This window comes from Herbaspirillum sp. AP02 (assembly GCF_015767275.1).
Taxonomy (GTDB): Bacteria; Pseudomonadota; Gammaproteobacteria; order Burkholderiales; family Burkholderiaceae_D; genus Herbaspirillum.
On sequence record NZ_JADWMY010000001.1, the window covers coordinates 208,891 to 232,177 of the forward strand.

The 23,287-nt window shown below is 63.8% G+C and carries 18 protein-coding genes; 6 read left to right on the forward strand and 12 right to left on the reverse strand.

The genetic code is table 11. The features are described 5' to 3' along the window. Window positions 1-26: 26 nt before the first annotated feature. The 5 genes from I5R65_RS00900 to I5R65_RS00920 all read right to left on the reverse strand — a co-directional run bounded on the left by I5R65_RS00900 (window position 27) and on the right by I5R65_RS00920 (window position 5,037). Window positions 27-1,040: an ABC transporter ATP-binding protein gene (locus I5R65_RS00900; RefSeq protein WP_196871866.1), complete on the reverse strand. Its 1,014-nt coding sequence runs from the start codon at window positions 1,038-1,040 to the stop codon at window positions 27-29. Between the two features lie 12 nt (window positions 1,041-1,052). Then, the gene (locus I5R65_RS00905) at window positions 1,053-1,832 is read right to left on the reverse strand and encodes an ABC transporter permease (RefSeq protein ID WP_102662474.1); all 780 of its coding nucleotides are present in this window, start codon (window positions 1,830-1,832) and stop codon (window positions 1,053-1,055) included. Next, window positions 1,829-2,689 carry an ABC transporter permease gene (locus I5R65_RS00910; protein WP_196871867.1) on the reverse strand — a complete coding sequence of 287 codons (861 nt, stop codon included), beginning with the start codon at window positions 2,687-2,689 and terminating at the stop codon, window positions 1,829-1,831. The genes I5R65_RS00905 and I5R65_RS00910 overlap by 4 nt, the downstream gene beginning before the upstream one ends. Before the next feature lie 95 nt (window positions 2,690-2,784). Beyond that, window positions 2,785-3,837: an ABC transporter substrate-binding protein gene (locus tag I5R65_RS00915; protein ID WP_196871868.1), complete on the reverse strand. Its 1,053-nt coding sequence runs from the start codon at window positions 3,835-3,837 to the stop codon at window positions 2,785-2,787. An 81-nt stretch (window positions 3,838-3,918) separates the two neighbouring features. Further along, window positions 3,919-5,037, reverse strand: coding sequence for a porin (locus tag I5R65_RS00920; RefSeq protein WP_196871869.1), 1,119 nt, complete (start codon window positions 5,035-5,037; stop codon window positions 3,919-3,921). Window positions 5,038-5,211: 174 nt separating this feature from the next. On the opposite strand from I5R65_RS00920, the gene I5R65_RS00925 reads away from it, so the two are divergent. Then, entirely contained in the window at window positions 5,212-6,138 is a 927-nt protein-coding gene (locus I5R65_RS00925) for a LysR family transcriptional regulator (protein WP_006462229.1), read from the forward strand. An 11-nt stretch (window positions 6,139-6,149) separates the two neighbouring features. Here the strand turns inward: I5R65_RS00925 and I5R65_RS00930 are convergent, their stop codons facing one another. From I5R65_RS00930 to I5R65_RS00955, 6 genes are all read right to left on the reverse strand, one after another. Beyond that, the gene (locus I5R65_RS00930; protein ID WP_231395022.1) at window positions 6,150-8,303 is read right to left on the reverse strand and encodes a c-type cytochrome; all 2,154 of its coding nucleotides are present in this window, start codon (window positions 8,301-8,303) and stop codon (window positions 6,150-6,152) included. A gap of 214 nt (window positions 8,304-8,517) precedes the next feature. Beyond that, a complete protein-coding gene (locus I5R65_RS00935) occupies window positions 8,518-9,078 on the reverse strand; it encodes a cytochrome b (RefSeq protein WP_196871870.1) in 561 nt (186 codons plus the stop codon). Window positions 9,079-9,146: 68 nt separating this feature from the next. After that, a complete protein-coding gene (locus I5R65_RS00940; protein ID WP_196871871.1) occupies window positions 9,147-10,538 on the reverse strand; it encodes a HAMP domain-containing sensor histidine kinase in 1,392 nt (463 codons plus the stop codon). Beyond that, window positions 10,535-11,233: a response regulator transcription factor gene (locus I5R65_RS00945; RefSeq protein WP_196871872.1), complete on the reverse strand. Its 699-nt coding sequence runs from the start codon at window positions 11,231-11,233 to the stop codon at window positions 10,535-10,537. Before I5R65_RS00945 ends, I5R65_RS00940 begins: the two co-directional genes overlap by 4 nt. A gap of 405 nt (window positions 11,234-11,638) precedes the next feature. Continuing rightward, entirely contained in the window at window positions 11,639-13,714 is a 2,076-nt protein-coding gene (locus tag I5R65_RS00950; RefSeq protein ID WP_231395023.1) for a TonB-dependent receptor, read from the reverse strand. 392 nt (window positions 13,715-14,106) lie between these two features. Next, window positions 14,107-14,343 (reverse strand): hypothetical protein, encoded by a 237-nt coding sequence (locus I5R65_RS00955; protein ID WP_196871873.1) that lies wholly within the window; start codon window positions 14,341-14,343, stop codon window positions 14,107-14,109. A 289-nt stretch (window positions 14,344-14,632) separates the two neighbouring features. Here I5R65_RS00955 and I5R65_RS00960 point away from each other — a divergent pair, with 289 nt between their 5' ends. Continuing rightward, window positions 14,633-17,422 carry an EAL domain-containing protein gene (locus tag I5R65_RS00960; protein ID WP_196871874.1) on the forward strand — a complete coding sequence of 930 codons (2,790 nt, stop codon included), beginning with the start codon at window positions 14,633-14,635 and terminating at the stop codon, window positions 17,420-17,422. Here I5R65_RS00960 and I5R65_RS00965 read toward each other — a convergent pair. Continuing rightward, a complete protein-coding gene (locus tag I5R65_RS00965; RefSeq protein ID WP_196871875.1) occupies window positions 17,386-18,906 on the reverse strand; it encodes a PLP-dependent aminotransferase family protein in 1,521 nt (506 codons plus the stop codon). The two genes, I5R65_RS00960 and I5R65_RS00965, sit on opposite strands and share 37 nt — an antisense overlap. A 321-nt stretch (window positions 18,907-19,227) precedes the next feature. Here I5R65_RS00965 and I5R65_RS00970 point away from each other — a divergent pair, with 321 nt between their 5' ends. The 4 genes from I5R65_RS00970 (at window position 19,228) to I5R65_RS00985 (ending at window position 23,262) form a co-directional block, all read left to right on the forward strand. Beyond that, window positions 19,228-20,304, forward strand: coding sequence for a sensor histidine kinase (locus I5R65_RS00970; protein ID WP_196871876.1), 1,077 nt, complete (start codon window positions 19,228-19,230; stop codon window positions 20,302-20,304). Next, a complete protein-coding gene (locus I5R65_RS00975) occupies window positions 20,301-20,966 on the forward strand; it encodes a response regulator transcription factor (RefSeq protein ID WP_196871877.1) in 666 nt (221 codons plus the stop codon). Before I5R65_RS00970 ends, I5R65_RS00975 begins: the two co-directional genes overlap by 4 nt. 198 nt (window positions 20,967-21,164) lie before the next feature. Then, complete coding sequence (locus tag I5R65_RS00980) at window positions 21,165-21,533, forward strand: response regulator (RefSeq protein ID WP_196871878.1); 369 nt, start codon at window positions 21,165-21,167, stop codon at window positions 21,531-21,533. 13 nt (window positions 21,534-21,546) lie between these two features. Continuing rightward, on the forward strand, window positions 21,547-23,262 hold the full coding sequence (locus I5R65_RS00985; protein ID WP_196871879.1) for a bifunctional diguanylate cyclase/phosphodiesterase: 1,716 nt from the start codon (window positions 21,547-21,549) through the stop codon (window positions 23,260-23,262). Window positions 23,263-23,287 lie beyond the last annotated feature (25 nt).

Genomic DNA, 23,287 nt, shown 5'->3' on the forward strand with positions numbered 1-23,287 from the left:
GTTTTCCTTGGAGGGTAGGGGCGTGCTCAGGCCTGCAGTGTCAGCGCCTGTTCGAGCGGCAGCTGGAAGGCCACGTCATCGCCTTCACGGGCTAGCGCCTGGGCCGCCGGGGCCATGCCGCGCACTTCGCCCAGGGCAGTCTGCAAGAGATATTCCACCGATTCACCCAGGAAGCCCCGCGACAGCACGCGGCCCCGGTAGCTGCCGCTGCCGACCTGGACCTGCTGCACGCGCCAGCCGGCGCAGGCGGTACCGGCGGGCAGGCCGGGGCAGGGCAGGCTGCCATGTTGGCCATGAAGGGCGCCGTCGCGGTAGTCGAACAGGTTTTCGAATCCCATGAAATTGGCGACGAAGCGGGTGTGCGGGGCATTGAAGAGGCGCTCCGGCGTATCCAGCTGTTCGATCTTGCCGGCGTTCATGACCACGATGCGGTCCGACATCGCCAGCGCTTCGTCCTGGTCGTGGGTGACGTAGAGCATGGTGATGCCCAGCTCGCGCTGGATGCGGCGCAGCTCGGCGCGCATCTGCACGCGCAGCTTGGCGTCGAGGTTGGAGAGCGGTTCGTCCAGCAACAGCAGCTTGGGTTCGATCACGATGGCCCGCGCCAGCGCCACGCGCTGCTGCTGGCCGCCCGACATCTGCGCCGGCAGGCGGGCCTCGAAGCCGGACAGACCGACCGCGGCAATCACCTTCTCCACCCGCTGGCGCAGTTCGGCCGCGGGCACCTTGCGCAGACGCAGGCCGAAGGCCACGTTGTCGAACACGTTCAGGTGCGGGAACAGGGCATAGGACTGGAACACCAGTCCGATGTCGCGCTTGTTGGGCGGCAGGCGGCTGATGTCGCGTCCATCCAGCGTGATGCTGCCGGCGCGCAGCTCGATCAGGCCGGCGATGGCGCGCATGGTGGTGGTCTTGCCACAGCCACTGGGGCCGAGCAGGGAAATCAGCTCGCCCCGGGCCACGTCCAGGTCCAGCCCTTGCACGGCGGTCTTGGCATTGCCATAACCGAGGGCGACTTGCTGCAGTGTCAGGTAACTCATCACGTTCTCACATCACATGTATTTGGAAATGCCCAGCACCTTTTCGGTGATCAGCACGAAGGCCATGGTGAACAGCACCAGCAGCGTGGACAGCGCGGCGATGGAGGGATCGAAGCTGTTTTCCATGTGGCCCAGCATCTCGATGGGCAGGGTGCTGATGCCCGGTCCGGTCAGGAACAGCGACACCGGCACCTGGTTGAAGGAGGTCACGAAGGCCAGGAAGAAGGCCGCGATCACGGCGCCGCGGATATTGGGCAAGACCACCAGGCGGAAGGTCTGGGCGCGGGTGGCACCGAGGGTGATGGCGGCTTCCTCGATGTCCACGCGCAGGTTGGCCAGGCTGGAATAGACCACCCGCACCGCATAGGGCGTCAACAGGCCGACGTGGCCGATCAAGAGACCCAGGAACACCGGCGCATCGATCACCAGCACGAAATGGCGCAACAGGCCCAGGCCGACCAGCATGGCCGGGATGATCAGGGGCGAGGTCAGCACCTGCTTGATCACCGCCATGCCGGGCGGTGGCATGCGTGACATGGCATAGGCCACCGGCACGCCCAGCAGCAGGGCGATCACGGTCGCCAGCAGACCGATTTCCAGGCTGGTACCGAAGGCCTGGCGGAATTCGTCGGCCTGCAGCACCGCCACGATCCACCGCAGCGAATAGGAGGGCGGCGGGAAGGCCAGCGTTTCACCGCCGCTGAAACCGGCCAGGAAGACGATGATGAACGGTCCCAGCAGGAACAGCATCACGGCCCACAGCACCAGGCGCGGGAACAGTCCTTGTTTCATGTCGTCCTCCGGGGAGCGGCAATGCGTTTCAATCCAGCGTTGACGACCAGCGTCATCGCCACCAGGATCACCGCGATCACGTTGGCCGTGCCGAAGTCGCTCTCCACGCTGACCTTCTGGTAGAGCAGGGTTTCCAGCATCAAGACCTTGGGGCCGCCCAGCAGGGCCGGGGTGACGTAGGCGGTGACGCTGCCGGTGAACACCAGCGTGCCGCCGACGATCAAGCCCTCCTGGGTCAGCGGCAGGGTGACACGGGTAAAGACCTGCCAGGCATTGGCGCCGAGGGTGGAGGCCGCCAGCGCCAGGTCGGCGGAAATGTTTTCCATGGCGCTGACCAGCGACATCAGCATCAGCGGCAGCAGCAACTGCAGCAAGCCAACGAACACCGCCATCTCGGTGAAGAGCAGGCGCTGCGGTTCATCGGTCAGGCCCAGTTGCAGCAGCACGGCATTGACCGCGCCATTGCGGCCGAACAGTACGATCCAGGCATAGGTACGCGCAATCGGCGACACCATCAGCGGCAGGATCATCATGCCCAGGACCAGTCCGCGCCAGCGCGGTGCCACCCGGACGATGGCTTGCGCTGCGGGATAGCACAGCAGGGCCGAGCACAGGGTGACCAGGGCGGCGATGCGCAGGGTGCGCCACAGCACCTGCAGGTGCAGCGGTTCGGCGAAGAAGTCGGCGAAGCGGGCCAGGCTCCATTGCAGCGGACCACCGTCCAGGCTGTCCGGGCCGCCGGTGCGGAAGGCGCCCAGCAGCAGGGCGGCCACCGGCAGCAGGAAGCAGACCACGGTGAAGATCAGCGCCGGCGTGACCAGCATCAGGCCGAGGCGGGTTTTGGGTTGGGCGAGCATGTTGGGCAAACGATGTCAGGAAGAAGAACGACAGCGACGGCCGCCATCCCGCAGGAGAGCGGCCATCGACGAAGGCGTCGGGCGTGTCGGCCGGATTACTTGCTGATGCCCTTGTTCCACTGTTCCAGCCAGCCGGAGCGGTGCTTGAGCAGGTCTTCCGGCTTGACGAACTTGAGCGAGGCGATATGTTCGCCGCCATAGGTATTGAATTCGGCCTTGTCCTTGGGCAGCACCACCTGGGTGTTCACGGGCGAGTCCACCAGTTCCATCGCCAGCGCGGTCTGCACGTCCTTGGAGAGCCAGAAATCCATCAGTTGATAGGCCAGGTCGGCATTCTTGGACTTGGCGACGATGCCCATCACATTCATGCCGGCGGCCTGCCCTTCGGCGGGGATGGCCCACTTCAGCGGCATGCCGGTCTTCATCAGTTGCGACCAGGTGAAGCGCGCCACCGGGGCGACCCAGATTTCATCCTGGGCAAACAGCGAGGACAACTGGGCACTGTTTTTGGTGAAGGTCACCACGTTGTTCTTGATGGACAGGATCTTCTGCATGCCGGCGGCATAGTCGCCGCCCTTGCCGCCCCAGGCCAGATCGGCCATCTGCAGCGCCAGCGGGCCCTGCGTGGTGCTCACATCCGGCAGGGCGATGCGGCCCTTCAGTTCAGGGTTCCAGAGGTCCTTCCAGGACTTGGGGGCGGCGGTCTTGTCGCTGCGATAGACCAGACCCACCGAGTAGATGGTGTAGCCCACGGCGTAGTTGCCACCGATGGGATTGCGGGCGAAGGGATAGATCTGGCTGTAGTTCTTCAGCTGGCTGTAGTCCAGCGGCTGCACCAAGCCCTTGCGGGCGGCTTCCAGCATGCCGAAGTCCGACAGCAGCACCAGGTCCACCACCGGGTTGTTGCGGCGGGCATCCAGCTTGGCGATGCGGTCGGCATTGTTGCCGGTCTCGACCACGATCTCGCAGCCGCATTTTTCCTTGAACGGTGCATAGACCAGCTTGTTGAACAATGGCTGCGAAATCGGGTAGGCCGATAGCACCAGGGTGCGCTTTTCCGCGTGGACCGGCGCGCTCAGCAGGGACAGGCCGAGGCCGGCAGTGACCAGGGCGGCCGAGGCACGGGTGAAGGGGGCTTTGTTCAACATGACTATCCTTGAAACCGACAAAAGACTTGTATTGTAGGCCCGACCGCCGCGGGAGCCAGCGGCCAGGCCTGGGGAGAACGATCAGAAGACGTGACGTACGCCCAGCATCAGCACCGCCTGCTTCTTGTCACTGGAGGACGGGAAGCCGAAGATGGTGGCCTTGGTGGCATCGCCAGCGGCCATCTGGTAGCTGTAGGTGATGGCCACGTCGGTGCGCTTGGACAGGAAGTAGTCCGCCTGGAAGTTGACCTGGTGCCACTTGGGGTTGGTGTTGATGGTGTCGTACTTGCCGGTCGTATAGAAGTAGGACGCGCCCAGGTTCAGTTGCGGCGTGTAGTGGTGCACCAGGTTGATGTCCACGTTCTGCAGGGTCAGCTTGGTGTTGTCCAGGTATTCATACTTGACGTTGCTGTACATCGCGCCGAAATCGGTATTGCCCACGATGTAGAAGCCACCGGTACCGGCGATGCGCTGGCGGCGCACGCCGGCCGAGCTGTTGACCGCGCTCTTGTTGAAGATCAGCAGCGAGCTGGCGTAGTCGTTGCCCATGGCGCCGTCCGGGCTCTTGCTGCTGTTGGGCTGGTCCATCTGGGTGTAGGCCACGGCCCAGCGGAAGTTGCCGCCCTTGTAGCCGGAACCGATGCTCATGACGCGGTTCACGGCGGCGTCGCCGGCCGCTTCGCCGAAGCCATAGACGGCGGTGACGTTGAAGTTGTTGAAGCTGGGGCTGACGTACTTGACCGAATTCTGCACGCGCAGGTTGTTGTAGCCGTTGTCGTTGTCACCGATGTGTACGCCGTTGCTGGCGATGACCACGGGGCCCAGGTAGTCCTTGACGGCTTCATACTGGCGGCCCAGGGTCACGGTGCCCATGCTGTTGGAGGACAGACCGACCCACGACTGGCGACCGAACAGACGACCGTTCTGGGCGGTGCCGCCGGTCATCATGTTGAAGCCGTTTTCCAGGTTGAAGATGGCCTTGTTGCCGCCGCCCAGGTCTTCCTGGCCACGGAAACCGATGCGCGGGTTCTGGTTGGTGCCGGACAGCGCCTCGAAGTTGTGCGGACCGCCCTGATTGCTGAGGTAGCCCACGCCACCCGAAATCAGGCCGTAGATCTCGACCTTGCTTTGTGCTTGCGCCTGTGCGCCTGCCAGCGCTGCCGGAATAGCCAGTGCGCCGATCATCCAGTGTTTTTTCATTCCTGCCCCTGTGGTGAGTCTGATGAGGTCTTGCGACCGTTCTTTTTGGTGGTACTGCGAACGGTGTGGAGGATAGGACAAGTGCTTAAATAATATAATTTGTTTATATTTATAATTTCATAAACTGGATTTATAACCGAGACGGTTTTCCTGCCCTGTCTTTTTGGCAATGCCATGATCAAATTGAATCAGAAAGTCACCCTTCGTCACCTGCAGGCGCTGGTCACGCTGGCCGACACCAACAGTTTCAGCCGCGCCGCCGATGCACTCGCGGTGACCCAGCCGGCCCTGTCGGCGTCCATCAAGCAGCTCGAAAACCAGCTTGGGACGCGGCTTTTCGACCGGACCACGCACCAGATCAGCCTCACCGCGCAAGGGGCCGTGGTGCTGGAATACGCGCGTCACCTGCTCAATACGGCCAGCAATATCTTCGATGATATCGAGCATGCCATCGGCACCGGACGGCACCGCATCCGGGTCGGCGCCATCCCTTCAGCGGTCACGCTGACGGCGGCGGTGATCGCCCGTTACAACCAGGCGCACGACGAGCATGTGGAAATCCTGCTACAGGACATGCCCAACGACGCCCTGCTGGACGCCTTGCACTCGGGCAAGCTGGACTTCTGCGTGGGCATCAAGCCACCCGATTCGCTGTCTTCCCAGACGCTGGAAACGGTGACCCTGTTCGAGGATGAGCTGGTCCTGATCGTCTCCCGCCACCATGCCCTGGCCGGGGCCAAGGAAGTGCAGTGGCGGCAGATGGCCGGCGAGGAGATCGTGCTGTTCACCCAGGGCAGCGTGTGGGAATTCGCCTCGGCAGCGCTGATGCAGCATGGACTGGCGTCCTCGCGGCGCTATCAGGTGGTGCATAGCGAATCGCTGTACGGGGTGGTACGGGCCGGCATTGCCATCGGCATCATGCCCAGCCTCTACACCACCTACCTGCGCGACGACAGCCTGCACGTGGCGCCGCTACGGCAACCGACCTTGAAGCGCAAGATCGTGCTCATGCGGCGCAACGAGATCAGTCGCAGCGACTGGACCGACCATTGCTTCCGTGAACTGCGCAGTGACCTGAAGCAGGCCAATCACTGGTTCTGAGCAACTACGGCTCAGTAACGCGCGTCCGCGGGCTTCTTGTCGCGGGGCCAGTCGTTGACCTTGGGTGCGAAGTCCGGACGCGGCTGGTGCGTGAAATATTCGGCCACATCCAGGGCCTCCTGATCGGACAGGCCTCCTTGACCAAGCGGAAAGCGGTCGTGCAAGGCGATCGGCATGTTGCGCTTGACGAAGGCTGCCGCAGTGTAGGTGCGCGCCATGCCGGCACCGATATTGAACGAGGCATCGCCCCACAGCGGTGGGTAGACCCACTGGCTGGCCTGATTCTTGACCCCTTGGCCCTGTTCACCATGGCACAGTGCACACTGCGCGGTATAGACACGCTGGCCGTTGACCGGATCAGGCTTGAGCTGGGGATCGATCTTGCCCACGCCACGGCCTGCGACCTTGTCCTCGGTTCGGGTATCGCGCCGCATCCAGTCGATGTAGGCCAGCATGGCCTTCATGTCTTCCGATCCCGGCGGCAGCGGCTTGCCGTTCATGGAGCGCTGGAAGCATCCGTTGATACGATCTTCCAGCGTAATGAGACGCCCGGCGCGCGCGGCATAGCTGGGGAAGAAAGCCGAGACGCCCACGTACGGCGAACCGTCGGCCACGGTGCCTGCATTGAGGTGGCAACTGGCGCAATTGAGTGCATTGCCGACGTGGCCGGGCAGCATGCGGCTGGTCTCGATGTTCAGGCGCGCACCACGGGTCAGCTGGGAGGCGTTCTTTTCGCCGAGCATGTCGGCCAGGCGCGGTGTGACGAAGGTCGCGACTTTGGCCTTGTCCATGCCGATGCTTTCACTCAACTGGGCGCGCATGCGGCGCACCATCGTTTCACTGATGTCGCCCTTGGTGGAGCCGCCCCAACTGGTGCGGGCGAAGTTGAGGATCTCGGCGATCTCGTGGTCGTTCAGTGCGGCGAACGAGGGCATGGTCATCACCCGCGACTGCGCCTGGGTGCGAGCCGAGCGCCAGCCGGTGAGCATGATGTGGATCAGCGAGGAAGGGTCTGCCGAGTGCAGCGCAGGATTGTGGGCCAGGGTCGGGAACACGTCCTTCACTCCGGCCCCGTCCGGCCGATGGCAGTCGGCGCAGAACTGCACGTAGCCCAGGCCACCTCGGCTGCCGTAGAGTTTGTCAGGCGATGGAGCGAGGGCGGGCGAGGTCGGCATCTGCATGGGCAAATCGCCGGGTGCAGGCTGCAGAGAGGCCAGATAGATCCCGATGGACTGCAGGTCGTCGTCGCTGAGGTACTGGGTGCTGTGCTGGACCACCTCCACCATATTGCCGGCCACGCTGCCGAAGCGGTTGCTGCCTGTCTTGAGCAAGCGGGCCACATCATCCGGCTTCCATAGGCCGCGCAGGCTCAGGGCACGCCAGTTTTCCACGGTTTCACCACCCAGGAAAAACTGGCCGTTTCGGCCACCGTCGCTCATGGCCTTTTCCTGGAAGCCGATGCCGCGTGGCGTATGGCAGGCACCGCAATGGCCCAGCCCCTGGACGATGTAGGCACCCCGGTTCCACTGGTTCGACTGCGACAGATCCGGCTGGAACGGAGTGCGGTCGAGGAAGGCCATGTTCCATAAGGCCATGCCCCAGCGCTGGTTGAACGGGAAGGACATGCCCAATGCCTGGTTGGTCTGTTGCACCGTTTTCACCCCCTGCATCAGGTAGGTGTAGAGCGCGCGCATATCCTCCTCTGTCATCTTGGCATACGACGGATAGGGCATGGCCGGGTAGAGATGATGGCCATCGGCGGCGACACCTTCGCGCATGACACGGTCGAACTGGGCGAAGCTGTAGTTGCCGATGCCGGTCGCGCGATCCGGCGTGATATTGGTGGAATACAATTTGCCGAAGGGCGTGTCCAACGGCTGCCCGCCAGCCATCGGCTTGCTCTTGTCTTGGGTATGGCAGGCTACGCAGTCACCCAGGCGTGCGATATAGCGTCCGCGCATTATCTGTTGCCGGGTACCTGCATCCTGTGTGGCGCTGAAGTCGGCGGGCAAATCGTCGATGACGTCGCCCGACGGTGGCGCAGAGGGCGGCAATGAAGTCGCTGCGACTGGCCGCAACGTGGCTGTGACAGACAGGCAGAGCAACAGCAGGCCTGCCGGCACGGACAGGGCAAGGCGGCGGAAGGGGGTGGACGGTAGCTGCATGATCGTGGCTCGCTGGGTTCAGATGGTCTCGAGCAATATTTAACGCCCGTCCCGTCCCAACGATGCGGCGGTGATCCCAACCGCCTTGATATGCCGCAAACAGTGGTAGTGATGCGCCGTTGCGGGTTTTGCCAGATCGCACAATAACGCATGCCAAAAGAAACACCGTCCGGTACTTGAACTGCACCGGACGGCGTTTCATTTAAAGACCGGTCTATTTGCCGGAAGACCGCAGCGACATGCGCTGCAGGATGGGCATGCGATCAAAGAACTGGTGCCACAGCGCCCCCAGGACATGCAGGCCCACCAGGAAATAGACGGCATTGCCCATGAATTCATGGACTTCCTTGATCGGCCCGCGCAAGGCCATGTCCTTGGCCAGGATCATCGGCAGGGTGCTGCCGAAGAACACCACCTCGCGGCCACCGGCCTGGGTGAAGAGGATGCCGGTCACCGGCAGGCCGATCATCACCACGTACAGCAGCAGGTGGACCGCGTGTGCGCCCAGGCGTTGTAGTCGGGGCAAGGGCAGTTCGGGTGGCACGCCCAGCATCTTGCGCGCGATCAGGCGCACCACCACCAGGATCAGCACGAGCTGGCCGGCGTGCATGTGCACCGTGCGCAGCAGGTCGCGCAGGGGATCGCCCTTGGGAACGTCGTCGCGGTATTCGATGGTGGCCAGCGCCACTACGAAGAGCAGGAACATCAGCCAGTGCAGAGCGGCCGAGAGCGGGTGATAGCGCGTTCGTTGCTGGGTATCGGGATATTGGTTCATGCTGGCTGCTCCTTGGCTGGCGAAACCGGAATAGTAAAGGCAGAAACTTAGTCCGGCATTAGCCTGGCTCAAGAAATCTTCCGGTCGGTGGAGGCCTCGGCGGCCGGAATATCCAGGATGACCCGCAGGCCCTGGCCTGTGGACGCATCGGTATGCTCCAGGCACAGGGCGATGTCCAGGCGCCCCGCGATCGATTGCACGATGGAAAGTCCCAGCCCGGAGCCGGGCGCGGCCGCCGGGTCGATGCGATAGAAGGGCTCGAACACCCGCTCCCGCTGCTCGGCGGCGATGCCCGGGCCGGTATCGCTGATTTCCAGGCGCACCTGGCCTGCCTGGGTGGCGGCCTCGCCTGCAACGGCGATGCTGATTCGCCCGCCAGGCGGGGTATAGCGCACCGCATTGTCGATCAGGTTGTTCAACAGCAAGCCCAGTTCCAGCGGGTTGGAGCAGACCTCGACCTCCAGGCCGCCATCCACGCCGAGATCGATATTCTTTTGTTGCGCCAGCGGCAACAGGTCTTCCAGCACCGGTCGCACTGCCTCGCGCAAGACGAAACGGCGACACTGCGAGGAATGGGCAGACTCGCCGGACTCGCCGCCCTGGGCGCGTGCCAGGGCCAGCATCTGCGCCACCAGCGCCTTGCTGCGTTCGATGCCGCTGCCCAGGCGCTGCAAGCGTTCGCGGGCGGTGTCGGACATCTCGCTCTGCTGCAGCCGCTCGGCCTGCAATGACAAGGCTGCCAGCGGGGTACGCAACTCATGCGCGGCATCGGCCACGAAACGCCGCTGGCTGCGCATGGCGCCTTGGACCCGGGCCAGCAGGCGGTTGATGGCTTCGACGAAGGGAAGGATTTCGGTGGGCAGGGCGGTCGTGGCGATGGGTTCCAGCTGATCATCGCGGCGCTGGTCGATGTCCCGGCGCAGGCTCTGCAGCGGGGCAAACAGCTTGCCGATGATGCGTTGCAGGGCCAGCAGCAGGACCGGCACCAGGATCAGCACCGGGATCAGTGCGCGCCAGGCATTGCGGTAGGCGATGTGGTCGCGGACATCGGTTTCCTGCGACAGGGCGATGCGCCGCCCCGACGCCAGCGCTTGCACGTAGACCCGGAAGTTCTCGTGATGCATGAAGACGGTCTGCAGACCGTCATGCAGGTCCGCCGGCAGCGGCAAGGGGGGCTGCCCATGCTCGGCCCCGGCCGTCGTCTCTTCCGGTGAGGCTAGCCATTGCACGGCGATGCGCGATTCGTGATCGCCACCGGGATAGCGGCCCACGGCACCGACCTCGGGCAATGTGCCGCCCATGCGGGCGATCAGGGCGCCCACCTGGCGCAACATGTCATCCTGCATGCGGATCGAATCGCGATAGGCACTGATGAAGCCGAAGCAACCCGCGCCCACCGCCACCAGCAGGATGGTCGCGGTCAGCGCCAGCGACAGGCGCGCCTGCAGGGAGCGGCTCATGCCGGACGCGCGACCATCCATCCCATGCCCCTGATGTTCTTGATGGCGTCCTTGTCCAGTTTCTTGCGCAATGCATGGATCAGGAATTCGACGGCATTGCTCTCCACTTCCTCGCCCCAGCCGTAGATGCGTTCTTCCAGATCGCTGCGCGAGAGAATGGCGCCGGGGCGCTGCATCAGCGCCTGCAGCAAGGCGAACTCGCGCGCCGACAGGCTCACCGGTGGCGATTGCTGCCAGCGGGCGGTCTTGGTGCCCAGGTCCAGCTGCACGGCGCCATTGTCCAGCAGGTCGGTGGCAGCGCCCGATTTGCGCCGCATCACGGCGCGCAGACGGGCCAGCAGTTCGCCCAGGGCGAAGGGCTTGAGGACATAGTCGTCAGCCCCTGCATCGAGGCCATCGATGCGATCCTGCACGCCATCGCGGGCGGTGATGATGAGTACGGGAATGTCGCAGCCACTGCGCAACTGGCGCAGGACGTCGAGACCATCGCGACCAGGCAGGCCAAGATCGAGCAGGGCGGCCGCGTAGACCGGCTGGTGGATGGCCGACGGGGACGAGGCAGACGAGTGGGCGGAGAGTGCGGCGAGTGCAGCGGCCCCGTCACGTACCCAGTCGACCGCATACGAAGCCTCGCGCAGCGCCGCGCGGACCTCCTCGCCGATCATGATGTCGTCTTCTACCAGCAGTATTCTCATGGCCTTGCCTGGGTGGGGCCGGGACATTGCACCGGCGGCGTTAGAGTCTACGGCAAAAGTGTGGGGGAGGAAATGCGTGGGTCGGCTCAGGTGACGGCGCGACCGGTTTCTTTTCGGTCAGACTGGGTGTCATCAGCGAAGTCCATGAGAACGCATCTCACGCCTATTCATGAAATGGGTTCTGAGCGAGCGCCCCGTCATCTTCCCCGGGCGTCAACGTCACGTGCTCCAGGCCGTTGCGTACCTCGTTGGCATTGGCCAGTCACTGCCAGAGGAGGTCCTTTTCTTCGATACCGGGACGGTCGGTGACCACGGCAGGAAACGGCATGCCCTTTCTCACATAGGCCTGCCGATCCCAGCGAGGGCAGGCAGCCACTGCGGCTGCCTGCTCTTCCGTATTTTTGCTCAATACTTCACATTGGCAGAGAGGTAGACCGCCCGCCCATCCCCCGGTGCATGCCGGGTCTGGTCGTTGATCCAGACATATTCATAGTAGCGATTGGCCAGGTTCTTGAGCTGCAGTTCCAGGCTCAGCTTGTCGTTGACCTGATAGGTCGCGCTGGCATTGAAGAGCGTATAGCCACCATACTTGCCACCGGTATTGGCGGTGGTCAGGTAATAGCTGCCCTGGCCGTTGACCGAGGCCGACAGCTTCAGATCGGCCGTGGCCTGGTAGTCGATGCCACCGGAATACACCTGGCGCGGCACGTGGTCGATTTCCTTGCCGAGGGTGTTGGGTGCGGTCGGGTCCGGCGTGATGATTTCCGAACGCTGGCGCGAATACGCCAGCCACAGTGTGGTGCGTTTGCTGGCGCGCAGGTTGATCTGCAGGTCGACACCCTTGCGCTGCGTGCGCCCCACGTTTTCCGAGTCGCCCGTGGGATCGTTCAGGCGTCGCTTGACCTCATCCGAGGCGCGCTGCTCCCATACCGCCACGCGACCATCGAGCCAGTCCACCGGCGTGAACTTGACGCCGGTTTCCCAGCCGTCATTGATGGAAGGACGCAAGTCATTGTTGTTGGACTTGTAGGCCGCCGCGCCCGCGCCGACCTGGAAGGTGCGGCCCCAGTTGGCATACAGGCTGGCCTCGCGGATCGGTGCATAGACCAAGCTCAGCTTGGGCTGGCGAATGTAGCCGTAATCCTGGATGCCATAGCTCACCCCGCGCGAGGGATCATTGAAACGTCCTCCCACATGGTCCACCCGGTAGCCGGGGATGATGCGCAGCGATTCCACCGGCTTGATCACGGCTTGCACGTAGGCACCCACCGTATCGAAGACGAAATGATGGTCGCGCGTCTGCGATACGCGCACCTGGTTGACGGTGTTGTAGCGCGGGCTCTGGTCTTCCTGGCGCTCCATGCTGAAGCCGCCTTCCAGTGCCAGGTCGCTCATGCCTTCGAGCGCCTTCCAGCGCGGGCGATAGGTGGCATTGGTCAACAGCCCGTAGTGGGTCTCATCGATGACGCGCTCCTGCTGCGACGTCGTGGTGGAATAGCGCAGCCAGCGTTGGTCACGCACGCGATTGAGATAGAGCTTGGCACCGATCGAGAGCTGGTCATCGATGTCGCCATCGAAGTGCAGGCTGACCTGGTCCATCTGGCGGTTGCCGCCATCGGACTGGGCATAGGCATAGGACGAAGTCGGGTTGCTGCGCGCATCCTGAGCCGTCAGGTAGCCCGGCTCCTGGGCATAGGCGTTGGCATGACGGATGCTCAGGCCGGTGCGATAGCGGCCATCGTCGCTGGTGTAGAACCACTTGCCGGAGAAGGCGATGTTCTCGACCTGTGCATGGTCGCGATAGCCATCCGATTTTTCGTAGCCGACGAAATAATTCTGCGACCAGTTGCCGTTTTCCACCCCCTTGACCACCTGCACCTGGCGCGTGTTGAAGCTGCCATAGGTCAGGCGCGCCTCGTCGTAGTTGCCGCCCTGACGGGTGACGATGTTGACGTTGCCGGCGATGTTGTGCAGGCCATAACGCGCATCGTTGGTGCCGCGTACAACCTCGATGCGGGCGATATCGAGCGGGAACAGCGTACCCAGGAAAGGCATGCCGCCGGCATTGTCATTGCTGGGGATGCCGTCGATGAGCAGCTTGACCGCATTGACCTCGCCCTCGCCGTTGAAGCCACGGAAGGACAGCTTGCCCGATTCGTTGCCCTGGCGGAACTGGGTCAGCATCACGCCCGGCGACTGCGCGAACAGCTCCCAGTTGTATTGCGCCTGCTGTTGCTGGATGCGGTCGGCCCCGATCAGGTCTACCGAAGTCAGCACGTTATTGAGTTGCAGCGGGCCGCTGCGGCGTGCGCTCACTTCCACGGTACCGAGCGTGAGCGAAGAATCCTCGGCGGCGCTGGCCGATTGCGCCAGCGCCCAAGGGGCGGCCCCCAGGGCGAGCAGGCCGGACAGGGCGGTGAGTTTGAACACGGGTCGTGCGCGATGCAGCGGCCTGGGCCGGCGGGCAAGGTGAATCGTCATTGGTCTTGTATTGGTCTTGGTTTAGGCAGAACATGCGGGCTCCCCCGGCAGCCAGGCTGCCGTCCCTGGATCCCGCATGGGAAATCAGGGGCAGCAAGCATAAGCTGGTATGACCACTTGTTGAATGTGGCAATTTGTCGCAGGGGCTTGCTACCATGCGACATCTCTTCCTGCTAATCCTGCGCGCAGCACATTTAATCTGCGAGATGCGTTGGCGCCAGAAGGCGGGGTGGCAAGGCGCGCCTTCTGGCGCCAACCCTCCGGGAGAGGCCGCCAAGCGTCGCCTGCCGTTGTTGCAGCTCCTTGCCGTAGCACCACTACGGCGCGTCGCTGTGCCTAGGCAGTCAACGCTTGGCGACCTCTCGCACTCGTAGATTAAATGTGAACAGGCCCTAGAGTCGGCCGTTGCCAATGCGCTGCGCCGCGAACGCCCGTGCTGCTTCAATGGCCTGGTCGCGGCTGTGGGCCGGCAGGTTGGTCTCCACCCGCTGCCGCTGGACCACGCAGATACTGCGGCGCGAACTGGAACGGCCGCGGTAGATGGTCACGAAAGGCATCCATCCGGTATTGCCCAGGTTGGCAAACGCCTCCAGCACGATCTCGTATTGCCCCATCACTTCGATATCCATTCTTCCTCCGTGGTCGGTTTCTCTTCATCTGGCGCAGGCCTGGAACAGCCGGGATGGACGCAGGATAGGAAGCATATGGCCTGCGCGCCACACCATGGCGTGCTGTGCTGTAGCGCGCAGGGCCGCATCTGTGCTGCTTTTGCGGCTGTTATGGCAGTTTTTCCGCGACTGCGAACTGTGTTCCCCCTGGCCGACCGGCTGTGTATGTACCGCGCCTGTGGTGCCGACCCTAGACTGCGTTCCAATCGACCCAATGGCGCCCGCGATGGCGCGTGGAAGGAACTGCATCATGAGAACCAACAGGCAGGGAGGCGATGGCTACAGTCGCACCATGATCGAATGGTGTGCCTATGCGGCCGCACTGGGTTTTTCGGCCTTGCTGATCGCCAACTTCGTGTGGTCGGAGCGACGTCTGATCCGTGCCGACGAGACCACGCGCATGCAGACCCAGGCCCGCATCATCGAGGAAAATCTGGCCCATCAGTTCCAGGGCGTGCGCAATGCGTTGGAGAGCGCCCGCAACGCCCTGGCTGACGACGCCAGCTGCCATGCCGATTGCCAGAGTCTGCTGCTGCAATCGCTCAAGCGCGCCATGCCGGGCGTGCGTGCCATCGTGCTGCTCGATGGTAGCGGCCATATCTTGCGCTCGGCCGACGATATCGCCGATCGCCGCCTGGACGACCGCGATTTCCTCTCGCAGATCCCGCGCATGTCGTCGGGGCAGGTGATGTATGTCTCACAGCCCTTCGAGAACACGCCGGGCGTGTTCAACATCAAGCTGTCGCTGCCGATCACCATGGCCGATGGGCGCGTCGAAGGCGCGGTCAGCGCCATCCTCAATCCCGAATACTTCGATGCCGTGATGCGCTCGGCGCTCTACGCCGACGACATGAGCATTGCCATCACCGGCGAAGACGGACGGCGCCTGCTGTTCGTGCCGGCCAATGCGGCGCAGATGCGACAGGCTGGGCAGGGCCGCGCGGGACCGGACGATTTCCTGCGCCAGCATCTGCGCAGTGGCGAGATCACCAGCGTACAGACCGGCAAGGACGTCCAGGGCCAGGCGCGCATGATGGTGCAGCGGACCATCACCAGCCGCGAACTGGGGCTGGACAAGACCCTGGTCATCAGCCTCTCGCGCAGCGTCGACCATATCAATGCCGGTTGGCATGAGCCGGCACATTCGTTCCTGCTCGTGTGGCTGCTTTTTGCCCTGGCGGCTGCGCTGCTGCTGGCGCTGTTGCAGGGGCGGCGACGCGCAGTGCAGGTCCTCACCCACCAGCGGGAAGTGCAGCATGCGGAGATGGCCGAACGCATGGAGCTGGCCTTGTCCGGCGCCAACCTGGGCCTGTGGGACTGGCATATCCAGGCCGATACGCGCAGTGTCGATGGGCGTGCCAACGCCATGCTCGGCTATCCGCCCGAGCGCCAGTTCGACGCCCCAGGCGAATGGCGCACGCTGGTCAATCCGGAACACATGGCCGCCCTGGATCATGCGCTGCGCCTGCATCTGGCCGATAGTCGCCATTGTTTCGAAGCCGAATACCAGATGCGCCACAAGGAAGGTCACTGGGTCTGGATACAGTGCCGCGGGAAGCTGGTCGAGCGCGATACGAACGGCCGTCCGCTGCGCATGGTGGGCACGCGCATGGACATCAGCGCACGCAAGTCGGCCGAGGAAGAGATTGCGCGCCTGGCCTATTACGATGGCCTGACCGATCTGCCCAACCGGCGCCTGCTGCTGGATCGTCTGTCACAGGCGGTAGCGCGCTATGCCCGCGCCGGGCAATATGGCGCGGTGATCTTCGTCGACCTGGACAACTTCAAGGGCCTCAATGACACCATGGGCCACGATACCGGCGATCGCCTGTTGGAACTGGTGGCCATGCGCTTGCAACAGGTCACGCGTGAAATCGATACTGTGGCCCGCCTGGGTGGTGATGAATTCGTCATCCTGCTGGAAAACCTGGGCAGCCAGATCGAGGAAGCGGAAAACAATGCCGAATGCGTCTGTCGCAAGATCCTTACCGCGCTCAATGCTGGCTATGAACTGCAGGGCAGCGAAGTGCGCAGTACGCCCAGCCTGGGGGTGGTGCTGTTCGGGGCCGGCCGGCATACCGTCAATGACCTGCTGCGCCAGGCCGACATGGCGATGTACGAGGCCAAGGCCGCAGGACGCAATACCTATCGCTTCTTCTGCCCGTCCATGCAGGAAGTGCTGGACCAGATGGCGATGCTGGAAAACGATCTGCGCCACGCCCTGGTGCGGCATGAACTGCGTCTGCATTACCAGCCCATCGTGCGTGCCGACGGCAGCCTCGCAGGCGTAGAGGCGCTGATGCGCTGGCAGCATCCGCAACGCGGGATGGTGTATCCGGCGGCCTTCATCGGCCAGGCGGAAAAGGCCGGCCTGATCGTCGAGTTCGGACAATGGGCATTGACCACCGCCTGCGAGCAGTTGGCCGCCTGGGCTGGCGATGCGCAGACGGCGCACCTGACCATCGCGGTCAATGTCAGTGCGCGCCAGTTCCGCCAGCCTGACTTCGCGCAGTGCGTATTGGACATCCTGGAGCGCACCGGTGCCAATCCGCGCCGGCTCAAGCTGGAGCTGACCGAAAGCATGCTGCTCACCGACGTCGATACGCTCATCACGCGCATGGCCATGCTCAAGGAGACCGGTCTTGGCTTCTCACTGGATGATTTCGGTACGGGCTATTCGTCACTGAGCTATCTCAAGAAACTGCCGCTGGACCAGCTGAAGATCGATCGATCCTTCGTGCAGGACATGCTGCAGACGCCGCATGCCTGGTCCATCGTGCAGACCATCGTCAACCTGGCGCAAGGGCTGGGACTCGATGTGGTGGCCGAAGGGGTCGAGACCGGCGAGCAGTGGGCGGCCTTGCGTCGTCTGGGCTGTGCCGGTTTCCAGGGCTATCTGTTCGGCAAGCCCATGCCGCTGGAGGAATTACGGATTGGCGTGGCGCTGGCTGCACCGGGCTATTGGGAGGGCAGCGAACCGGGTACCGGCACGCCGCGCAACACTCATCTGGCGCTGATCAGTCCACTGGCAGGAGGCTGAAAGGCGATCGGGTTCAGACCCGCTTGCACTTCCCGCTCGGTATCGCGCGCGCCGGCGAGCATGTCGTGACATAGCTCGCCCAGCGTGCGTACGGCCGCTTCGACTTCGCGCTCCCAGGGGAAGCTGTAGTTCAACCGGAGGCAGTGATGGAAGGCCGGGTCGCTGCTGAACATGTCGCCAGGCGCCACGCTGATACCGGCCGCCTGGGCACGGGCGTGCAGTTCAATGGCCCGTATCGAGCGCGGTAGGCTGACCCACAGCAGGTAGCCCCCCTGGGGCTGCGAGCAGTGGGTACCGGCGGGGAAGAACCGCAACACCGCCGAGCGCAGGATGCGTTCGCGCTGCATCAGCAACTTGCGCAGCCGCCGCAGATGGAAATCATAGCCCTCGTTCTGCAGGTATTCCGCCACCGCCCGCTGGGGATGGGTCGGCATGCTCACGGTATTGAGGAACTTGAGCTGTTCCACGGCCTGCCGATAGCGGCCCGGCATGGTCCAGCCGATGTGATGCTCGGGCGTGAGACTCTTGGAGAAGGAGCTGCAATACAGCACCAGCCCCTGCTCGTCGTAGCTCTTGGCCGGGCGCGGGCGCTGGTCGCTGTAGTGCAGTTCGCCGTAGACGTCGTTTTCCACCAGCGGCAACTGGTAGGACGCCATCAGTTGCACCAGCGCCTGCTTGCGCGAATCAGGCATGAGGTAGCCCAGGGGATTCTGGAAGTTGCTCATCACTACCGCACCGGCCACCTCGCCACTGGCCAGGGCGCGGTCCAGCGAGGGCAGGTCGATGCCCTGTCCGGGATCGGTCGGGATGGGCAGGGCGCGCATGCCCGCACGTTCGATGGCATGCAGCAGGGCATAGTAGGTCGGGGACTCCACGGCGATGGCCGCACCCGGCCTGGCGATGGCCTGCAGGCACAGCTGCAGGGCTTCGGTAGCCCCCTGGGTGATGATGATTTCGCTGGCCTGGACCGGCAGTCCGGTCTCCAGATGGCGACGGGCGATCTGGCGGATCAGGTCGAGATTGCCGGGCGGCAAGGTGCCGATCAGTTCGCGCTGTTCGCGGCGCTTGTAGAAGCCCTGCGCCAGTTGCGCGATGCGGGCCGAAGGAAACAGCGTCGGGTCGGGGTAGGGCGAGCCCAGTGGGATGCGGGCATTGCCATTGATGGAGCGCAGGTTATGCAGCACCAGTGCTGCCGGTGTGGCATCGGCCGGTGGCAGTAGCAGGGAAGCGGCGCGTGCCGGCGTCAACACCGACCCCGGCACGCATGCCCCTTCCTGACGGATGCGCACGAAATAGCCCGACTGCGGCCGGCTCTCTATGAACCCCTGACTCTCCAGCAGCAGGAAGGCCCGGATCACCGTGGAAATGCTCAGTTGATACTGCTGGCTGGCGCGCCGCACGGAGGGAATCTTCTCGCCCGGCAGCATCACGCCTTCCTGGATCTGGCGCCGAATGGTATCGGCGAGGCTTTCGTAGAGCTTCATGGGTTTTCCCGTAGCAAAGCAATCGGATAGACGCATGCTAGGGCCCCGGCTGTCAGGTCGCCAATCATACCAAGGTATGGACGCCCGCCCGTTTCAGTCGCAGTTCCCCACGCCATGAGAGGAAGGCTGCCTCAGGCCTGCGCCGGCGGCCGATTTGCGGCCGCCCGGCACCCTATACTTTGGTGTAATACGTGTACTCTGGCGGCTGTGCAGGTTATATACTCGCGTCCGGAAGGAAGGGGTGCCATCCGCGCTCCTGGCCATCGTTCAAGGACCCCAACCGGTCCACATAAAAACAGGCAAGCCAGCAGGGGGAGCTGTATGTACCGATTCAACCGTTCGCCGGCAGTCCCGGCCGCAGCCGCGACGCTGACGGTAGCGATCTTCGCCGTGGATGCACTGACCCCGCTGGACGTGGCCATTGCGGTGCTCTACGTCGGGGTGGTGCTGATGTCGGTCTGGATCTGGCCACGCCGCGGCGTGATCGCCGTCATGCTGTTCTGCATGGGCCTGACACTGCTCGCTTATCTGATCTCCCATGGTTTTTTCAAGGATCAGGCGGCCTTGACCCGTTGCCTTGTCAGCCTGGCTGCCATCGGCATCACCGGATTTCTGGCGGTCAAGGGCCAGGACGCGACGATCGCCCTGCTGCAACGAGAAGAGGCGCTGAACCAGGCCCGCAGCCAGCTGGCTCATGCCAGCCGGGTGAGCACGCTGGGTGAACTGACTGCCACCATCGCCCATGAAGTCAACCAGCCATTGGCGGCCATCGTCACCCATGGTCAGGCCGGACTGCGCTGGCTCAACCGCGAGGAGCCGGTACTGGACGAAGTGCGCCGCGCGGTCGATGCCATGCAACAGAACGCCAAGCGGGCCAGTGAGGTGATCCAACGCATCCGTAGCATGGCGCGTCCCTCGGCGCCGACCTTCGTGCCGCTGGACGTGAGCCAGATCAGCGCGGAAAGCTGCGACCTGCTGGGTCGCGAATTGCAGCGCCTGCATGTCAAGCTGCGATTGGATCTGCCGCCCGGATTGCCGGCCGTGCTGGCCGACAAGGTGCAATTGCAGCAGGTACTGATCAATCTGGTGATGAACGCGGCCCAGGCCATGCACGAAGCGCGGACCATCGGCCCGGTGATCGAAGTGCGCTGCGGCCTCACGCCCGAGGGCATGCTCTTTATCGAAGTGGCCGACAACGGCCCCGGCTTCACCGAAGAGCAGCTCAAGCAGCTGTTCGCCGCTTTCTTCACCACCAAGAAGGAGGGCATGGGCATCGGCCTGGCGATCTGCCGCTCCATCCTTGAATCGCTAGGCGGCAGCATCGTCGCCGCCCATCGCACGCCGCAAGGAGCCTTGATGACCGTCCAGTTGCCACCGATCCAGGGGAACGAACAATGAGTCCGGTGGCGCGCGTGGCCGTCGCCGAGGCTGCACCGGCGGTGCCGGTGGTGTACATCGTCGACGACGACCCGGCCCTGCGCGAGGCGCTGGACAGCCTGCTGCGCTCGGTCGGCTTGCAGGTCTTCGCTTATGCCAGTGCGATCGAATTCCAGCAGCGCCCGGTCCTGAGCAGTCCATGTTGCCTGTTGCTGGACGTGCGCCTGCAGGGTGTGAGCGGGCTGGATGTCCAGGCCGAACTGGTGCGCAGCGGGGTGGATATGCCGGTGATCCTGATGACCGGCCATGGCGACATCCCCATGAGCGTGCGAGCCATGAAGGCCGGCGCCGTCGATTTCCTGACCAAGCCGTTTCGTGAGCAGGACTTGCTGGATGCCGTGGCGACCGCTCATGAGAAGGATCGGCTGCAACTGGAGCAACGCCTGGCACGTACTGGCCTGCAGGCACGCTACGCCAGCCTGACGCCGCGCGAGACCGAAGTCATGTGGCTGGCCGTCAGCGGACTATTGAACAAGCAGATCGCCGGGGAGCTCGGCACCAGTGAAGTGACGGTGAAGATCCATCGCGGCCACGCCATGAAGAAGATGCAGGCGCGCTCCTTCGCCGACCTGGTGCGCATGGGCCAGGCCCTGGAGCAGCAGGGGCTCAAGCCGCGCGCCTGATGCTTGCCACGCTGCCACGGTGGTGCAGCGGTCTGGCCGGCTGAAATGGCGTGTCGGCGCCCGTCTTACCCCCGCTCATACCAATGTATGATTCCCGCCCCGTCCCGGGCTTGATAAGCTGCAATCAAGAATTCATCTCATCCATGCGGATGCAGAAGACAGGCCGGCGCTCCGAGCCGGCATCGCCAAGGGAATGCAGTGAACCAAGCAAGCAAGATAGCCGTAATCGATGATGACGCCTCCATGCGCGAGGCCCTGTCAGCGCTGATGCGCTCCATGGGCTGGACGGTGCAGTGCCATGCCAGCGCAGACGAATTCGTCTCCGAACAAGCCTATGAAACCCTGGATTGCATCGTCACCGATGTCCAGATGCCCGGCATGAGCGGCGTGGAGTTGCTGGAATGGCTGCGCGGCCGCCAACTGATCATGCCGGTGGTAGTGATCACCTCGTATCCCACGGTAGCGGTGGCGGCACGGGTGGCGGCGGCGGGCCGGTCGGCATTCCTGGGCAAGCCCTTCGATGGCGACGAGATGCTGCATACGGTGGAAAACCTACTCAAGCAATGACCCGGGGGGGAAGATGGAAAATCTGGTGCAGCAGTCACGACCCATGCCACGCCGCTGGAAAGACAGCCTGTGCGGACTGGCAGCCGCATTCGTGCCGGCAGTGCAGGAGATGAGCCTGCGGCAACGCCTGGCCCGTCATTCGCGCTGGCCGATCTACCTGCTGCTCACCCTGGTCGTGGCCTGCGGCGCCAGCCTGTCCATGGTCATGCAGAGCACCGTGGAAAACATCCGCCATGCCGCCGATCCGCTGGTGCACTGGACCCTCAACGGCATGGGCATGCATGACGTGACCGAACTGCTGCGCGAGGGCGGCATGGTGGACTTGAACCTGAACCGCATCGCCCGTCTGGTGCACTGGTTCAACCTGCTGGCATTGGCCACGGCGCTGTTCATGATGTATCACATCCGCGCCCGCTTCCGTTCCGAAGATGCGTTGGCGCACCAGGCCGCGCACGATCCCCTGACCGGCCTGGCGCACCGGCGCTCGCTGGAGCACCGCCTGCTGCATCTGCGTGGCCGTAGTCACACGCTGGTGCTGGGCAGTGTCGATCGCTTCGAGCGTGTCATCGGCGCCTATGGCCATGAATTCGCCGACGCCATGATCACCGATATCGCCACCCGCCTGCGCACCGTGGCGGGCGTCTATCAGGGCGAGGTGTTTCGCCTGGATGGGGCCAACTTCGTGATCCTGTATCGCCACCATGTGCAATCCGAGGACCTCGCGCGCGCCCTGGTGGCCCTGCAGGCGGGCATGCAGCGGCCTTTCAGCTGCCGTACCCACGAAGTGTTTTCCAACCTGAGCCTGGGTGCGGCCGAGTATCCGCGCCATGGCAGCGAGGCCGTGCAATTGCTGCGCAATGCCGACGCCGCGCTGCAATCTGCACGTGCACAGGGCGGCAACATGCTGGTGGCGTATTCGGAAGCGCTCAATGCCGAAGCGGCGGCCCGGGTCGAGCTGGAGGCCCAACTGGTCCATGCACTGGAACGCAACGAACTGGAACTGCACCTGCAGCCCCAGCAATCGCTGCAGGATGGCAGCCTGGTCGGTTTCGAGGCGCTGGTGCGCTGGCGTCGTCAAGGGCAACTGATACCGCCGGGCGACTTCATCCCGGTGGCCGAGGAGTCGGGACTGGTGATCGCCGTCGGCGAATGGGTGCTGGAACGCGCCTGTGCCCAGATCCACGCGCTGCGTAACCTGACCGGGCGCGACATGGTGGTGGCGGTGAACATCTCGCCGCGCCATTTCGGTCATCCTGATTTCCTGGCCCGCATACAGGCACTGCTGGCCCGCACCGGCATCCATCCGGGCAGCCTGGAGCTGGAGATCACGGAAGGCGCGGTCATGGAACACACCGAGGCCGCCGTGCAGCTGCTGCACGAACTGCGCGCGCTGGGGCTGAAGCTGTCGATCGACGATTTCGGCACCGGCTATTCCAGCCTGGCCTACCTGAAGCGTTTTCCCATCGACAAGCTCAAGGTCGACCGTTCCTTCGTCAGTCAGCTGCGCCCCAATTCGCAGGATGCCGCTATCGTGCAGGCGGTCATCGGGCTGGGACATACGCTGGACATCAAGGTCATTGCCGAGGGCGTGGAAACGGTACAGCAGCGCGAATGGCTCAAGCGTCTGGGATGCGATGAGATCCAGGGCTACTTCTACAGCCGCCCGTTGGCCGAGCCGCAGTTGCTGGGTTTCGTGATCGGCCAGCTGCGCGAGCAAGCGGCGGCCTGAGCGCTGGAGGAAGCGACTGGACGCC

Bases quoted from the DNA above. Each gene is read 5' to 3' on its own strand.
- I5R65_RS00930 (WP_231395022.1), bottom strand. From the start codon at position 8,303: ATGCAGCTACCGTCCACCCCCTTCCGCCGCCTTGCCCTGTCCGTGCCG.
- I5R65_RS00950 (WP_231395023.1), bottom strand. From the start codon at position 13,714: ATGACGATTCACCTTGCCCGCCGGCCCAGGCCGCTGCATCGCGCACGA.
- I5R65_RS00975 (WP_196871877.1), top strand. From the start codon at position 20,301: ATGAGTCCGGTGGCGCGCGTGGCCGTCGCCGAGGCTGCACCGGCGGTG.
- I5R65_RS00900 (WP_196871866.1), bottom strand. From the start codon at position 1,040: ATGAGTTACCTGACACTGCAGCAAGTCGCCCTCGGTTATGGCAATGCC.
- I5R65_RS00910 (WP_196871867.1), bottom strand. From the start codon at position 2,689: ATGCTCGCCCAACCCAAAACCCGCCTCGGCCTGATGCTGGTCACGCCG.
- I5R65_RS00905 (WP_102662474.1), bottom strand. From the start codon at position 1,832: ATGAAACAAGGACTGTTCCCGCGCCTGGTGCTGTGGGCCGTGATGCTG.
- I5R65_RS00935 (WP_196871870.1), bottom strand. From the start codon at position 9,078: ATGAACCAATATCCCGATACCCAGCAACGAACGCGCTATCACCCGCTC.
- I5R65_RS00940 (WP_196871871.1), bottom strand. From the start codon at position 10,538: ATGAGCCGCTCCCTGCAGGCGCGCCTGTCGCTGGCGCTGACCGCGACC.
- I5R65_RS00965 (WP_196871875.1), bottom strand. From the start codon at position 18,906: ATGAAGCTCTACGAAAGCCTCGCCGATACCATTCGGCGCCAGATCCAG.
- I5R65_RS00945 (WP_196871872.1), bottom strand. From the start codon at position 11,233: ATGAGAATACTGCTGGTAGAAGACGACATCATGATCGGCGAGGAGGTC.
- I5R65_RS00985 (WP_196871879.1), top strand. From the start codon at position 21,547: ATGGAAAATCTGGTGCAGCAGTCACGACCCATGCCACGCCGCTGGAAA.
- I5R65_RS00970 (WP_196871876.1), top strand. From the start codon at position 19,228: ATGTACCGATTCAACCGTTCGCCGGCAGTCCCGGCCGCAGCCGCGACG.
- I5R65_RS00915 (WP_196871868.1), bottom strand. From the start codon at position 3,837: ATGTTGAACAAAGCCCCCTTCACCCGTGCCTCGGCCGCCCTGGTCACT.
- I5R65_RS00925 (WP_006462229.1), top strand. From the start codon at position 5,212: ATGATCAAATTGAATCAGAAAGTCACCCTTCGTCACCTGCAGGCGCTG.
- I5R65_RS00955 (WP_196871873.1), bottom strand. From the start codon at position 14,343: ATGGATATCGAAGTGATGGGGCAATACGAGATCGTGCTGGAGGCGTTT.
- I5R65_RS00960 (WP_196871874.1), top strand. From the start codon at position 14,633: ATGAGAACCAACAGGCAGGGAGGCGATGGCTACAGTCGCACCATGATC.
- I5R65_RS00920 (WP_196871869.1), bottom strand. From the start codon at position 5,037: ATGAAAAAACACTGGATGATCGGCGCACTGGCTATTCCGGCAGCGCTG.